12 protein-coding genes are annotated in these 14,143 nt (G+C 72.7%); 9 read left to right on the top strand and 3 right to left on the bottom strand.

Features of this window, described 5'->3' with window-relative positions; all coding sequences use genetic code 11:
* The first annotated feature begins 67 nt into the window (after nucleotides 1-67).
* The 8 genes from RL72_RS07305 to RL72_RS07270 all read left to right on the top strand — a co-directional run bounded on the left by RL72_RS07305 (nucleotide 68) and on the right by RL72_RS07270 (nucleotide 8,867).
* A complete protein-coding gene (locus RL72_RS07305; RefSeq protein WP_045250158.1) occupies nucleotides 68-994 on the top strand; it encodes a phosphate/phosphite/phosphonate ABC transporter substrate-binding protein in 927 nt (308 codons plus the stop codon).
* An 82-nt stretch (nucleotides 995-1,076) separates the two neighbouring features.
* Nucleotides 1,077-1,919, top strand: coding sequence for a phosphonate ABC transporter ATP-binding protein (gene phnC, locus RL72_RS07300; RefSeq protein ID WP_045250157.1), 843 nt, complete (start codon nucleotides 1,077-1,079; stop codon nucleotides 1,917-1,919).
* Nucleotides 1,916-3,670, top strand: a complete 1,755-nt coding sequence (phnE, locus tag RL72_RS07295) for a phosphonate ABC transporter, permease protein PhnE (protein ID WP_045250156.1) — start codon at nucleotides 1,916-1,918, stop codon at nucleotides 3,668-3,670. Before phnC ends, phnE begins: the two co-directional genes overlap by 4 nt.
* Nucleotides 3,667-4,926: a TIGR03364 family FAD-dependent oxidoreductase gene (locus RL72_RS07290; RefSeq protein WP_082072240.1), complete on the top strand. Its 1,260-nt coding sequence runs from the start codon at nucleotides 3,667-3,669 to the stop codon at nucleotides 4,924-4,926. Before phnE ends, RL72_RS07290 begins: the two co-directional genes overlap by 4 nt.
* A complete protein-coding gene (locus RL72_RS07285; protein WP_045250155.1) occupies nucleotides 4,923-5,645 on the top strand; it encodes a phosphonatase-like hydrolase in 723 nt (240 codons plus the stop codon). Before RL72_RS07290 ends, RL72_RS07285 begins: the two co-directional genes overlap by 4 nt.
* Before the next feature lies 1 nt (nucleotide 5,646).
* Complete coding sequence (locus tag RL72_RS07280) at nucleotides 5,647-6,801, top strand: alcohol dehydrogenase catalytic domain-containing protein (RefSeq protein WP_045250154.1); 1,155 nt, start codon at nucleotides 5,647-5,649, stop codon at nucleotides 6,799-6,801.
* A gap of 48 nt (nucleotides 6,802-6,849) precedes the next feature.
* On the top strand, nucleotides 6,850-7,782 hold the full coding sequence (locus tag RL72_RS07275; RefSeq protein ID WP_045250153.1) for an EamA family transporter: 933 nt from the start codon (nucleotides 6,850-6,852) through the stop codon (nucleotides 7,780-7,782).
* Between the two features lie 41 nt (nucleotides 7,783-7,823).
* The gene (locus RL72_RS07270) at nucleotides 7,824-8,867 is read left to right on the top strand and encodes an NAD(P)H-dependent flavin oxidoreductase (RefSeq protein ID WP_045250152.1); all 1,044 of its coding nucleotides are present in this window, start codon (nucleotides 7,824-7,826) and stop codon (nucleotides 8,865-8,867) included.
* Between the two features lie 32 nt (nucleotides 8,868-8,899).
* Here RL72_RS07270 and purU read toward each other — a convergent pair whose 3' ends face one another.
* The 3 genes from purU to RL72_RS07255 all read right to left on the bottom strand — a co-directional run bounded on the left by purU (nucleotide 8,900) and on the right by RL72_RS07255 (nucleotide 13,503).
* Complete coding sequence (gene purU / locus RL72_RS07265) at nucleotides 8,900-9,751, bottom strand: formyltetrahydrofolate deformylase (protein WP_045250151.1); 852 nt, start codon at nucleotides 9,749-9,751, stop codon at nucleotides 8,900-8,902.
* A gap of 140 nt (nucleotides 9,752-9,891) precedes the next feature.
* Nucleotides 9,892-12,288 carry a discoidin domain-containing protein gene (locus RL72_RS07260; RefSeq protein WP_052674244.1) on the bottom strand — a complete coding sequence of 799 codons (2,397 nt, stop codon included), beginning with the start codon at nucleotides 12,286-12,288 and terminating at the stop codon, nucleotides 9,892-9,894.
* A gap of 186 nt (nucleotides 12,289-12,474) precedes the next feature.
* On the bottom strand, nucleotides 12,475-13,503 hold the full coding sequence (locus RL72_RS07255; RefSeq protein ID WP_045250150.1) for a LacI family DNA-binding transcriptional regulator: 1,029 nt from the start codon (nucleotides 13,501-13,503) through the stop codon (nucleotides 12,475-12,477).
* Between the two features lie 155 nt (nucleotides 13,504-13,658).
* Here RL72_RS07255 and RL72_RS07250 point away from each other — a divergent pair, with 155 nt between their 5' ends.
* Nucleotides 13,659-14,138, top strand: coding sequence for a hypothetical protein (locus tag RL72_RS07250; protein ID WP_045250149.1), 480 nt, complete (start codon nucleotides 13,659-13,661; stop codon nucleotides 14,136-14,138).
* Nucleotides 14,139-14,143: the final 5 nt, after the last annotated feature.

The following is a 14,143-nucleotide window of genomic DNA, read 5'->3' as shown; positions in this document are numbered from 1 at the left end:
ACATCTCGTCGCCGAGCTTGAGAGAGTCTTCGAGGATTCCCTCCGCACCAGAACCCGAAAGGTCCTCATGAAGCTTCGCGCTCTCACCGTCGCGGCCGGCGCCGCCGTGCTCGCCCTCGGTCTCGCCGCGTGTTCCGGCACCGCCGGCGCCGCCACCGGCACCGACACGCCCGCCGCCGCGAACGGCGGCTACGCCGTCGACGCGAACACCCTCGTCTTCGGCGTCGTGCCCGACTCGGTCGACACGCAGACGAACTACCAGCCGCTCATGGACTACATCGCCAAGCAGACCGGCAAGAAGGTCGAGTACCACGAGTCGACCGACTACGCCGCGCTCATCGAGGCCGCCGTCGCAGGCAAGGTCGACGTCGCGTCGTTCTCCGGCTTCACCTACATCACCGCCACCAACGCCGGCGCCAAGCTGACCCCGATCTCGTCGATCGTGACCAAGCAGGGGCAGGAGCCGGGCTACTACTCCGAGGCGATCGTGCCGAAGGGCTCCTCGATCAGCTCGATCAAGGACTTCAAGGGCACGAAGGTCTGCTTCGTGGACCCGTCCTCGACCTCGGGCTACCTCTTCCCGAGCTACAACCTGCTCAAGGACGGCATCGACCCCAAGACGGGCGTCACCCCCGTCTTCGCGGGCAAGCACGACGTGAGCGTGCAGAAGGTCGGCGAGGGCACCGAGTGCGAGGCGGGCTTCGCCGAGGACTCCGAGGTCGCCAAGAGCGACAAGGTCACCGTCGTCGACAAGACGATGGTTCCCGGCGCGCCGCTGGTCTACAACTCGGCGCTGCCGAAGGAGACCGCCGACAAGGTGGTCTCCGCCCTCAAGGAGATCACGATCGACGACATCGTGAAGGCGGGCATCAAGGGCGCCGACAGCGACGCGTTCAAGGCGACCTTCTACGCCACCAAGCCGGTCGACGACAAGTACTACGACATCATCCGCGACATCTGCGAGAAGACGAAGGCCGAGCAGTGCAAGAAGTGATCTGAGGATCACCTCCGCAGGGTCGTCGGCACCGTCCGGCGGCCCTGCGGCCACCCCGTCTCACACCCAGGAGCACACCACCATGAGCACCCCCGCCTCGTCAGAGCCGGTCATCCGTCTCGCCGGCGTGACCAAGCAGTTCGGCGCCACCACCGCCCTGAAGGGCGCCGACCTCGAGGTCGCACGCGGCGAGATCGTCGTGCTGCTCGGCCTCTCCGGATCCGGCAAGTCGACGCTGCTGCGGCATCTCGACGGCCTGGAGACGCCGACCTCGGGTGCCGTCGAGGTGCTCGGCGCCTCGGTGCCGTCCCTGAAGGGCAGAGCCCTGCGCGCGCTGCGCAGCCGGGTGGGCTTCATCTTCCAGCAGTTCGAGCTCGTGCCCTCGCTGACCGTGCTGGAGAACGTGCTGACAGGATCCCTGTCCTCCGTGCGCGGTCCGCGTCTCGGGCTCTGGGGCTACGGGAGGGACGCGAAGCTGCGCGCCCTCGGACACCTCGAGCGGGTGGGCCTGCTCGAGCGCGCCTACCAGCGCAGCGACACGCTCTCGGGAGGGCAGCAGCAGCGCGTCGCGATCGCCCGTGCGCTCATGCAGCGTCCCGAGATCCTGCTCGCCGACGAGCCGGTCGCCTCGCTCGACCCGGAGTCCAGCGACCAGGTGATGGCGCTCATCCGCGAGATCGCCGCCGACCAGGGCCTCACGGTCGTGTGCAGCCTGCACCAGGTCGACCTCGCGATCAGCTGGGCCGACCGGATCGTGGGCCTGCGGCACGGCGAGGTCGTGCTGAACACCCCGACGACCGGCCTCAGCAAGGCGGAGGTCATGGAGATCTACGGCCGGGTCGCCACGACCACGGCCGACCTGACCGCCGTCGCGAACGAGCTCATCGAGCAGGGCGTCGCGACCCCCGCCGAGGCGCGCGCATGACCTCGGTCGCCGCCCCGCGCCGCCACGGGTACACCGGCGGTCTGCTGTCGCGCGCCCCGCGCCCCCGCGTCTCGCCGGAGCGCATCGCCGCGTCGCTCACGCTCATCGCCCTCGTCGGGCTCGGCATCGTCTCGCTCGCGCAGAGCGGCTTCTCGCTCGCGGGCGTGTTCCAGAGCTGGGGCAACGCGCAGCGGTTCATGACCCGCGTCGGGGCGCTGACCTTCCCGGCTCCTCTCGACCTGCTCTGGCTGATCGCGCTCACCGTCGGGCTCGTGCTGGTCGGCACGCTGGTCGCCGCGGCGCTCTCGGTGCCGATCGCCTACCTCGCGGCCGCGAACACCACGCCCGGCCCGGTCTGGCGCGGCATCGCCCGCTTCCTCGGCGTGCTCACCCGCTCGATCCCCGACGTCGTGCTGGCGATGGCGTTCGTGCTGGTCTTCTCGCTGGGCACGCTGCCCGGCATCCTCGCGATCGGGATCCACTCGATCGGCATGATCTCGAAGATGTTCGCGGACGCGATCGAGCAGATCGACGAGGGTCCGCGCCTCGCGATCCGCGCCGCCGGCGGCACCAAGCTGCAGCAGTTCACAGCGGGCGTGCTGCCCCAGGTGCTGCCGAGCTGGGTCGCCACCGTGCTGCACCGCAACGACATCAACCTGCGCGGCAGTGTCGTGCTCGGCTACGTGGGCGTCGCCGGCCTGGGCCTGGAGATGTCGTACGCCTTCAAGGCGCTGAACTACGGACGAGGACTGGGGATCGCCCTCGTGATCTTCGTGCTCTGCGTCGTGATGGAGATCGTCTCCAGCGCCGTGCGCGGCGCGATGCTGGGCGAGACGGCGCAGACGCGCTCGTGGATCGACCGGATCCTGCATCCGCGGCTGCGCGGCACCGCCGCGGCGCCCTCGTCGACCGCGGCCGAGGCGACCGGTCGCCCCGCTGCGCCCGGCTGGGCGGCATCGCCCGCGACCGCCCTGCGCCGACCGTGGACGCCGGAGCGCCGACGCAACACGATCGCCGGATGGGTCGCCGCGGCGATCGTCGTCGGGAGCGTGCTCGTGTGCCAGATCCAGTGGGGCGACCTCCTCACGGTGTGGGCGAAGATCCCGGAGACCGCGGCGAAGTTCTGGCCGCCGAGCTTCGGCGCCTACGACGCGGCGGTCATGCTCGGCGCGATGCGCGACACGGTGGCCATCGCGCTCGCCGCCACGGTGCTCACCCTGCTGCCGTCGCTGCTGCTCGGATCCTTCGCAGCGCGCAACGTCGCACCGAACGGCACCGTGCGCGGCATCGCCCGGTTCCTCCTCGTCGGGATCCGCGGCATCCCCGAGCTCATCCTCGCGATCGTGCTCATCGTCGTCACGGGCCTCGGCCCGACCGCCGGCATCGTCGCGCTCGCCGTGGGCGGCATCGGACTGCTCGGCAAGCTCATCGCCGACTCGTTCGAGGAGGTCGACCGCGGACCGGAGCGCGCGCTGCGCGCGGTCGGCGCGACGCGCCTGCAGACCTACGCCGCGGCCACCGTGCCGCAGGGCACGCGCGCCCTCATCGGGCACAGCTTCTACATGCTCGACACCAACATCCGCGCCGCGACGATCCTCGGCATCGTGGGCGGCGGCGGGGTCGGCTACTACCTGCTGAACGCGGGCCAGGGCTCCCGGTATCCGGTCGTCACCGCGATCGTGCTGATGATCCTCGCCACGGTGCTCGTGGTGGAGGCACTGGCGATGTGGATGCGGAGGGTCTTCCGATGAGCGCCTTCGGTTCCGGGGAGAGCCCCGTGCGCGACCGTTTCGACGTCGCGGTCGTCGGATCCGGCATCGTCGGCCTCGGCGCCGCGTACGCAGCCGTGCGGCGCGGCCTGCGCGTCGTGGTCGTGGACCGCACCGACCGCCCGGTGGGCGCCTCGATCCGCAACTTCGGGCACCTCTGCATCGGCGCCCAGGAAGGGCCGGCGCGCACCTACGGCGAGGCGTCGCGGGCGATCTGGCTGGACCTGGCCGCCGACGCCGGCTTCTGGGCGCGAGAGAGCGGCACGCTGGTGGTCGCCCGCGCCGACGACGAGCTCGCCCTGCTCGACGAGGCGGCGCAGGCCCAGGCCGGTGAGGGGATCCGGCTGCTCACCGCCGCCGAGATCGTCGCGCTCGCCCCTGTGCGGCCGGACGTCGCGCGGGGCGGCGCGCAGGTGCTCGGGGATCTGCAGGTGAACCCGCGTGAGGCCGCCGGCGCGATCGTGCGCCACCTCGCGCGCCTCGGCGTGGAGTTCCGCTTCCGCACCGCCGTGACCGCCGTGGGGACCGGCATCGTGCGGACCACCCGGGGCGACATCGCCGCCGCCGACGTGGTCGTCGCCGTCAACCACGACCTGGACCAGCTGCTGCCCGATCTCGCCGAGCGCGCAGGCGTCATCCGCTGCGCTCTGGACATGATGCGCGTCTCGGCCGACCTGCCGCGGCCGCTCCCCGCCCCTCTGCTCACGGGCTGGTCCCTCGTGCGCTATCGCCGGTTCGCGGAGCTCCGATCGGCGACGCCGCTGCGTGAGCGCCTGCACGCGGAGCGCCCGGAGCTCGCCGCGCTCGACCTGAACCAGATGTACACCCAGCTCCCCGACGGCACGCTGCTGCTCGGCGACTCGCATCACAAGGCCGTCCAGCCGGGGCCGTTCCAGCCGGAGGCCGCCTTCGACGCCTTCCTCGCCGAGGCGGAGGCCCTGTTCGACGTGCGGTCGGTCCGGGTGCTCGAACGCTGGCAGGGCGTGTACGCCGCGGCCGGCTCGGAGTTCCTCGTCGAGGAGGTCGCGCCGCGCGTGCTCGCGCTCGCCGCGACCACGGGCATCGGCATGACCACCGGGCTCGGCCTCGCCGAGCTCGAGACGTCTCGCGTCTTCGACTGGGACGCGGCGGGATCCGCGTCGGCAGCCGGATCCGCAGACGCACACACGCCCGCCATCGTCGGCGGCATCGGAACGTCCGCCACCGTCGGCGGCATCGCACAGGAGGAGAACGCATGAGCCCGCACACCCCCATCGAACTGGTCGTGCTCGACATGGCGGGGACCACCGTGCTCGACGACGGCATCGTGGAGCAGGCGTTCCAGCGCGCTGCCGAGCGCACCGGCGTCGCCGCACGGATCGGCTGGGGCGACGCCCTGCAGTACGTGCGCGACACGATGGGGCAGTCCAAGATCGACGTGTTCACCCATCTCGCGGGCGGAGACGTCGCCGCCGCGGAGCGGGCCACCGCCCAGTTCGAGACCGCCTACGCCGAGATCGTCGCGGAGCAGGGCGCGACGGAGATCCCGGGCGCCGCAGACGCCATCCGCGCGCTGCGGGGCGCCGGGCTGAAGGTGTGGTTGACCACCGGCTTCGCCCCCGTCACGCGCGACGCGCTGCTCGACGCGCTGGACTGGCGCGATCTCGTGGACGGCGTGCTGTCCCCGATCGACGCCGGTCGGGGCCGCCCCGCGCCCGACCTGGTGCTGACCGCCCTGCTGCGCGCGGGCGCCTCGTCGGTGCAGGCGGTGGCCGTCGCCGGCGACACCGTCAGTGACGTCGAGTCCGGCCGGAGGGCCGGAGCCGGCTTCGTGGCCGGAGTGCTCAGCGGTGCGCATGACGCCGCGGCGCTCGAGGCGGCGGAGCCCGACGCGGTGCTGCCCGATGTGACCGCCCTCGCTGCGGCGCTCTCCGAGCGCGGGCTGCTCCCGGCCCTCGCGCCGATCGCGGCGGGCTGACGTGCGCGCGGCGCTGGCCCGCCCCGCCGAAGGAGTGCACCGGCACGACGTGCCGCTGCGACCGGCCGCCGTCGCCATGGCCTGGCTCGGCGTCGGGATGCCGCACGAGGCGCTCGCCGTGCCCGGCGTGGCCCTCGGCCCGCACGATGTGCTGATCGCGGTCGAGATGTCGACGATCTGCGGATCCGACATCCACACCGTGCAGGGACGCCGCCACGCGCCCGCGCCGCTCGTGCTCGGGCACGAGAGCGTCGGCCGGATCATCGCGATCGGCGACGAGGGGGCGCGATCCGTCGAGGGTGCGGAACTGCACATCGGCGACCGCGTGGTGTGGTCGGTCACCGTGTCGTGCGGGCACTGCGACCGCTGCGTGGCGGGGCTCACGCAGAAGTGCCGGACGCTCGCGAAGTACGGGCACGCGCGCATCGAGCCGCGCTGGGAGCTCACCGGCGGCTTCGCCGGGCACGTGCACCTGCGGGAGGGCACGGCGATCGTCCGCGTCCCCGAGGCCCTGCCCGCGGCCGCGCTCGCGCCGGTCTCGTGCGCGACCGCGACCGCCTGGGCCGGCATCGCCCGGGGCGCCGCCCTGCGCGGACGGAGCCGTCCGGATCCGTCTCCCACGGCCTCTGAGGCCGCCGTGCTCGCGTGCGAGCGCGTGCTCGTGCTCGGCGCCGGACTGGTCGGGCTCACCGCCGCGGTGATCGCCGCCGAGCTGGGCGCACAGGTGCGGATCGCGGATCCGGATCCGGCCCGGCGCGCGTTCGCCGAGCGGTTCGGACTCACCGCGCTCGAGCCGGAGGACGCCGCCGAGGAGGGGTTCGACCTCGTCGTCGAGGCCTCGGGTCACGCGGTCGGCGCCGCACTCGACGCCGTCGACGTGGGCGGGGCGGTGGTGCTGCTGGGGAGCGTGTTCCCCGCGGATCCGGTGCCGCTGGACGCCGAGCGCATCGTGCGCGGACTCGTCTCGGTCGCCGGGGTGCACAACTACACGGGGTCCGAGCTGCAGGCCGCCGCGGCGTTCATGGGCGGACGCGGCCGGGCCTATCCGTTCGCCGACGCGGTGGGCGCCGTGCATCCGCTGGCGGCGGTGGACGCCGCGCTCGTGGAGGCGGCGGCGCCGGGCGCCCCGCTGCGGGTCGGCCTCACCCCGCGCTGAGGACGTCGCACGGCGCGCCGGACCCGGCTCCCGTGCCAGGCTTGAGGGGTGAATTCTCAGGAACCGCGGCAGCAGCCCGCGCTCGGCGTGCTGCTGGTCGTCGGATCCTGCCTCTCGCTGCCGTTCGGCGCGGCGGTCGCGACGACGATCTTCCCGGCCCTCGGCTCGTGGGGCGTCACCGCGCTGCGCGTGCTCATCGCCGCGATCGTCGTGCTGGTGATCGCCCGCCCCCGGCTCAACCGCTGGAATCGCGCGCAGTGGACGGCCGCGGTGCTGTTCGGCATCTCGCTGGCCGCCATGAACGGCAGCTTCTACGCCGCGATCGACCGGATCCCGATCGGCCCGGCCGTCGCGATCGAGTTCCTCGGACCGCTCGTGCTGGCCGCGGTGCTCACGCGTCGCCTGGCCGATGCGGTCTGGGTCGGCGTCGCCCTGGTCGGCATGGCCCTGCTCGGGGTCGACGGGCTGCTCGGGGCGGCGGCCCTCGACCCGCTGGGGGTGCTGTTCGCCCTCATCGCGGCGGCGTTCTGGGTGATGTACATCCGGATGAGCACTCGCGTCGGCGCGCTCACCACCGGCACGGAGGGGCTCGCCGTGGCGCTCGCGGTCGCCGCGGTGCTGCTGCTGCCGTTCGGGGTGCCCGCCGCGATCACGGCGGTGGCGGATCCGCATCTGCTCGGGCTCGCCGCGCTCACGGCGCTGCTCTCCTCGGTCATCCCGTACATCCTCGAGCTCGCCGCTCTGCGTCGGCTGCCGCAGCGGATCTTCGGGATCCTGCTCAGCCTGGAGCCGGTCTTCGCGACGCTCGCGGGTCTGCTCGTGCTGGGGCAGCAGGCGTCACCGCTGCGCCTCGCCGCGGTGGCCCTGGTCGTGATCGCCAGCATCGGGGTCACCGCGGGCGCCCGCCGTCGCCGCGGCTCGGGCCCCGACGAGGAGCCGCCCTCTCCGCTCACCGGATCCATCCCCGTCGTCCCCGACTGAGTCTCGGCCCGCGAGGCGGGTCGCGGCGTAGCCTCGGAGGCATGAGCGCCCTCACCGATCTCCTCGGCATCCGCACCCCTGTGATCCTCGGTCCGTTCGGCGGGCTGAGCTCGATCCCCCTCACGGCGGCGGTGAGCGACGCCGGCGGTCTCGGGTCGTACGGGTTGTACGGCTACGACGGCGACCGCATCCGCACCACGATCGCCGGGATCCGTGCGGCGACCGACGCGCCCTTCGCGGTGAACATCTGGCTGCCCACGGGCGACGAAGTCGTTCCCGGGCCCGAGCACGACGGGTACGCGGCGGCGCTCGCCCCGTTCTTCGCCGAGGTTGGCCTCGAGCCGCCTGCCCGCCCGGAGCGCTACCTGCCCCCGGTCGAGGAGCAGATCGACGCGATCCTCGAGGCGGCTCCCGCGGTGCTCAGCGTGGTGTTCGGGGTGCCGTCGACCGCGCTCGTGGCCGACGCGCAGCGCCGCGGCATCCGTGTCGTCGGCACGGCCACGACCGTGGCGGAGGCTCGTGCGCTCGCGGACGGCGGCGTCGACGCGATCGTCGCGACGGGGCTCGAGGCGGGCGGGCACCGCGTGTCGTTCCTCGGGAGCGCCGAGCAGTCGCTGATCGGACTGTTCGCCCTGCTGCCTCAGGTCGTCGACGCGGTCGATGTGCCGGTGATCGCGGCAGGCGGGATCGCCGACCGCCGCGGAGCAGCCGCGGCGTTCGCGCTCGGCGCGCAGGGCGTGCAGGTCGGCACTGCGTTCCTCGCGACGGCCGAGTCGGCCGCGAACGCCGGGCACCGCGCCGCGATCGGCGCGACACCGCCGGAGCAGACGGTGCTCACCCGGGCGATGAGCGGCCGGCTCGCCCGCGGCGCGCGCAACCGGGCCATCACCGAGATCGAGGCCGCGGGGACGATCGCGCCCTTCCCGGCGCAGAACTGGATCACCGGACGCTTCCGCACCGCGGCCGGCGAGCAGGAGAAGACCGACCTGCAGTCGCTGTGGATGGGACAGGCGGCGCCGCTCGCGCGTGCTGCGACCGCGGCCGAGGCGTTCGCCGAGCTCGCCGCGGGGATCCCCGCGGTCTGACGCCGGTCAGGAGCGAGGGGGAATGCTCCGGGTCAGAGGATGACGGTCGAGCGGCCGTGCACGATGACGCGGTCGTCGGCGTGCCACTGCACCGCGCGCGCGAGCACGAGCCGCTCCACGTCGGCGCCGCGCGCCTGCAGCTCGGCGGCCGAGTCGGCGTGGGTCACGCGGGTGACGTCCTGCTCGATGATCGGGCCCTCGTCGAGGTCGGCCGTGGCGTAGTGCGCGGTGGCTCCGATGAGCTTCACACCGCGCTCCTTGGCCCTGGCGTACGGGTTGGCGCCGATGAACGCCGGCAGGAACGAGTGGTGGATGTTGATCACCGGGGCGCCGAGGCTCTCGATGAAGTCGTCCGTGAGGATCTGCATGTAGCGCGCGAGCACGACCAGATCCACGTTGCCCTGCAGCAGCTCGAGCTGGCGGCGCTCCATCTCCGCCTTGTCCCCGGAGGGGATGTGCACGAACGGCACGCCGAACGACCGCACCGACTCGGCGAGATCCGGATGGTTGGAGACGACCATCGTGACGTCGATGTCGAGCTGTCCGCGCTGGGTGCGCCAGAGCAGCTCCATGAGGCAGTGGTCGTACTTCGACACGAAGATCGCGACCCGCTTGCGCTTGGACGCGTCGTGCAGCGACCACTCCATGCCGAAGCGCTCCGCGACCGCGGCGAGGTCGGCCTCGAGCGCCGGGCGGGCGGCGGCGAGCCCCTCGCGGTGGATCACCGTGCGCTGGAAGAAGCGGCCGCCCTCCGCGTCGGTGGAGTGCTGGTCGAGGGAGATGATGTTCACCTCGTGCGCGGCGAGCACTCCCGCGACGGCGGCCACGATGCCGGGCTGGTCGGCGCACGTGATCAGCAGTCGTGCGGTGTCGGGCTGCGCCATGGCGTCGTCTCCTTGCAAGCGGGGTGTGCGTCGATTCTGCCGTGCCCGCGCAGCGGAGGCGAATCGCGGCGGATCGACCGGCAGGCGACGCAGGAGGGGACCCGGGCCCGCGGCCCGGATCCCCTCCTGTCGTGGACGGCTCAGTGGCCGCCGGTGAACTCCGCGATGCTCAGCGTCTGGTCGCCGGGCCGGGTGAACAGCCCCGCCTGCGCGGTGCTCGACGCGCCGCGCGACGCCGGCTTGTCCCAGGTGCGCCCCGGTGTGGTCGCCGCCGTCGAGGCGTCGATGCCCAGGACGAGGCCCGAGTACCGGTTCACGAGGCGGACGGATCCGGTCGCCTTGCCGGTCTCGGGATCGGTGTTCGGCACGAGGAACCACTGCTGCCCGACGCCGGCCGAGTCCTTCGCGGTGAGCGTGAGCCCGGCGCCCCAGGCGCGGCCCGCGGTCGACGACGCGTCGACGCCGAGCAGGGCTCCGGCCTGGGTCGAGACCGTGTACGCGCCGTCGCCGGTGGCCGTGAAGGTCCAGGCGCCGTTCTTGCGGTTCACGGATCCGGCCGTGGTCAGCTTCTTCCCGTTGCCCGAGGCGGCGAGCTTGCGGCCGTCGGCGTTGGCGATCGTGTACGCCTTCGTCGTGTCGATCGGGCTCGCCGCCGCGACCGAGGGGCCGGCGTCGATCGTGACGTTGGCGAGCTGCGCGTAGGCGTCGCCCATGCAGCCGAACGAGCAGTAGGAGCGGAACGACTTGCCCACGATCGCCGAGCTCGTCTTGTTGGCCGGGTCGACGAACCAGCGGTACCAGGACGCCGTCGTGTAGGCGGATCCGGTGTCGCCGAGCCGGAACCACTTCTGCGTCGCGAGGTTCTTCGTGGCGTAGAACTCCTGCGGCGCCGTGCCCGACTGGTCGGGGTTCTGCGGCTGGCCGATGTAGAGGCCGAGGTAGGCGTCGTAGGTGACGTCCATCACGAACAGCGGCGAGGTCGCGGGCATCTGCCCCTTCTTGATCTGCTGCTGAGCCGTGCCGGGCGTGTTCGGGTCGTACTCCTTGTCGACCGGGGTGTAGCCGGTCTCGCTGTCGTCGGCGACGGGGACCATGTTGCTCTCCTTGCCGGAGATGCCGGGCTCGGTCCAGGTGCCGTCGTACCACTTCTGCCAGGTGCCGGTCGCCATCTTCCCGGAGATCGGGGCGCGGGCGACGTGCTCGTAGAACGCGACCCAGCCGCCGGTCTTGTTCACGATGCGGGAGCCGTAGAACGCGTAGAAGTAGCCGGACGCGTAGTCGACGTAGAGGCGGGGATCGCCGTCGCCGTAGGAGTAGGTCTGCTGCGGGAACGCCGTGGTGTCGCCGCGGGTGGTGCTGTACGGCGAGGTGATCGCGTGGCCCGGGATCTTCCAGGTCCGGCCCTTGTCGGTCGAGACGGCGTAGTCGATCGCGTCGTAGTGCAGGCCGTCGCCGAAGGGCTTGGGCGTGAACTCGTTGTGCACGAGCCCATACCAGTCGCCCGAGTCGGGGTCGACCCACATCTGGGTGATGTCGCAGTAGTTCGGCTGCGTGTAGCTGGATCCGGCGGGCGCCTTGGTCGACCCCACGCCGGTCGGGCTGGCGTTGCAGAAGTCGGTGGTGTCGGGGTTCGTGCCGGCGGCGTTGAGCGCGTCGTCCGGTGTGGCGGTGTCGAAGTTCGTCCCGGTGTACCAGTTCCACTGCCGGATGTCGCCGTTGCTGCCGTCGGGCTCGTTGTAGTAGTTGGCGTGCGACTCGCCGAAGTGGAAGGTGCCGTCGGCGTCGATGAACGGGCTCGCCGGGGTGTCGTCGGGATACTGCCACGTGGTGTCGTCGACCGAGTCGGTCGTGACCGTCGCCGCCGCCGGCTTGGGCGTCGGCGTCGGCGTCGGGGTCGGCGTCGGCGTGACGATCGGGTCGGTCGTGTACGCGACGATCTCGGAGGCCGAGGCGTTGTTCGATCCGTTCACCGCGTCCAGGATCCGGAACTCGACGTAGCGTGCGGAGACCGGCTGTGCGAACGTCACGTACTGGATCTGCGTGCTGCTGGTGGGCTGCGCGAACGTCGCCGTGCCGGCGAGGGCCCATCCGCTGCTCTTGCCGTCCTTCGCGACCGCGGCGTCGTTCGTGGTGAGCACCTGCACGTTCTTGGCCGGGCCGTTGCCCTGCACCTTCACGGAGTAGCCGAGCCCGGTGAGCGCGTGCTCCGCGCCGATGTCGAACGTCAGGTAGTGCGGCATCGGATCCGGGGATCCGCCGTTGTAGTTCGACGCCCACTGGGTCGAGTAGTCGCCGTCGAAGGCGCCCTTGGCGGTGCCGTCGAGCGAGGGCGGTGCCGGATAGGGGGCGGACTCCGAGTCGACGTCGAGCAGGGTGTAGCCCGTGTCGGGGATCGCGGCACCGGCGGGAGGAGCGGCGTCGGCGTAGGCGGGTGCGCCCGCGCCGAAGGTCAGGGCGGTGGCCGCGACGGCGAGCACGGCGCCGCCGGCGAGCACGCCGCGCGAGCGGCGCGGGGAGGAGGGGTTCTGTGGGGACATCGGTCTTCCTTGCTGCATCGTCGAGGCGGGGAGAACAGGGGACACGCTACGCGCAAGTTATCGCTAACATCAAGCTTTTCCCGATGATTCGGCGCCTTGCAATCCGGTTCGGATACCGCAAACATCGCCGTGCTCCGGCCTGCGCCGCCCTCGCGGTCCTCGCGGAACCGGCGGGCCTCGCGAGGGTCAGCGCCGCAGGGCAGCCGTGGAGGCGCGGACGATCAGCCGCGGGGCGATCGACTCGGCCGGGGGCACGGCATCCGGATGCGCGATGGCGTGCAGCAGGTGCTCGACCGCCACGCGTCCGACGTCGCCGAAGGGCTGGGCGACCGTGGTGAGGGCGGGGGAGCAGAACTCCGCGAGCGGGATGTCGTCGACGCCGACGATCGACACGTCGTCCGGGATCGCACGGCCGTGCTCGGCGAAGGCGCGGGCGAGGCCGAACGCCATCTCGTCGCTCGCGACGAAGACCGCGGTGACCTCCGGGATCCGCGCCAGGAGCTGCCCCGCGCGGTGCCCCGACTCCGGCGACCAATCGCCGGTGATCTCGGGCGGGGCCTCGCGGCCCGCATCGGCGAGCGCGTCCCGCCAGCCCTGGGCGCGGCTCGACGCGTCGAGCCACTGCGGCGGGCCCGCGACGTGCCAGACCGTCTCATGGCCGAGCTCCAGCAGGTGGCGGGTCGCGATCAGGCCGACCTCGCGCTGGTCGACCGCGACCACCTGGGTCGACGCGGTGCGCGACCCGTCGATCGTGATCGTCGGCACCGCGCGGGTGAGCTCGTCGATGGCCCGCGACGTGGAGATCAGCGGCACCGCGAGCACGATCCCCTCGACGCCCTGATCGGCGAGCCGCGACATCGCAGCTTCGATCTCGGCGGCGTCGAGAGACGGCGTGGTCACCGAGTTCACGATGTAGCCGGCGTCGGCGGCGGTCGTCTCGATGCCGACGGCCACGGCCGAACGGGAGTAGAACCCGGTGCGCAGGGAGATCACGCCGATCGCCCTGCTGCGCCCGGAGGAGAGGGCCCGTGCGGCGTTGTTGCGTCGATAGCCGAGCTGCTCCACGGCGGCGAGCACGCGGGCGCGCGTCTCGGGCTGCACGCTCGGGTTGCCGCTCAGCGTGCGGGAGACCGTCTGGGCCGACACCCCGGCGAGGCGCGCGACGTCGGCCATCGCGGGGACGCGGCGGGGGTCGGGCGGGGCGGCGGTCGTCATCGGATCCGTTCGTGGACGAGGGACGGGAGCAGCCTCCCGCCCACGTGCATGATATCGATCACACGGTCGCGGGTCGTCACCGTGCACCCGGGCGCGGCGCGAGGGGCCGTGCCGGTCTGCACCGCGCTGCCCGGGGCGAGGCTTAGCCTGAAGGCGTGACCGCCGAATCGACCGCCGCGCTCGGATCCCTTCTGGAACGGGCCAGGTCCGCCCTCTCCGACGTGCCCCGGGAGGCGCTCGGGCGTGAGAAGACCTCGCGCTGGCGGGCGCCGCGCATCGTGCGCGTCGGATCCGCGTGGCATGTGGGCGTGCTGCTGATCGCCGACGACGCCGTCTTCGCGACCGCGGAGGTGCTGCGTGCGGCTGCGCCCGTGCGCCGCGGCTACGCGGCCGAGTCGGCGCGCGCGAGGGCGGAGCGGCGCGCCGAGGCCTCCCGCGGCGGGTTCCGCGACGGCGAGACCGTGCACGTGGGCTGGGCACCGATCGACCTGGATGCGGTCGCGGCCGGCGGCGCCTCCGGCCCGCTCGTCCTGACGGACGGCGTTCCCTCGGTGCGCTGGTCGGTCGGCGGCGGGCTCATGCCGCTCGCCGCCTACCTCGACGAGCGGATCGCCCTGCTGCACGGCGAGCGCTGAGGCGA

Source organism: Microbacterium azadirachtae, from assembly GCF_000956545.1.
Lineage (GTDB): Bacteria > Actinomycetota > Actinomycetes > Actinomycetales > Microbacteriaceae > Microbacterium > Microbacterium azadirachtae.
The sequence above is the reverse complement of the archived record's forward strand: the minus strand, read 5'-3'. Positions and strand labels throughout refer to the sequence as shown.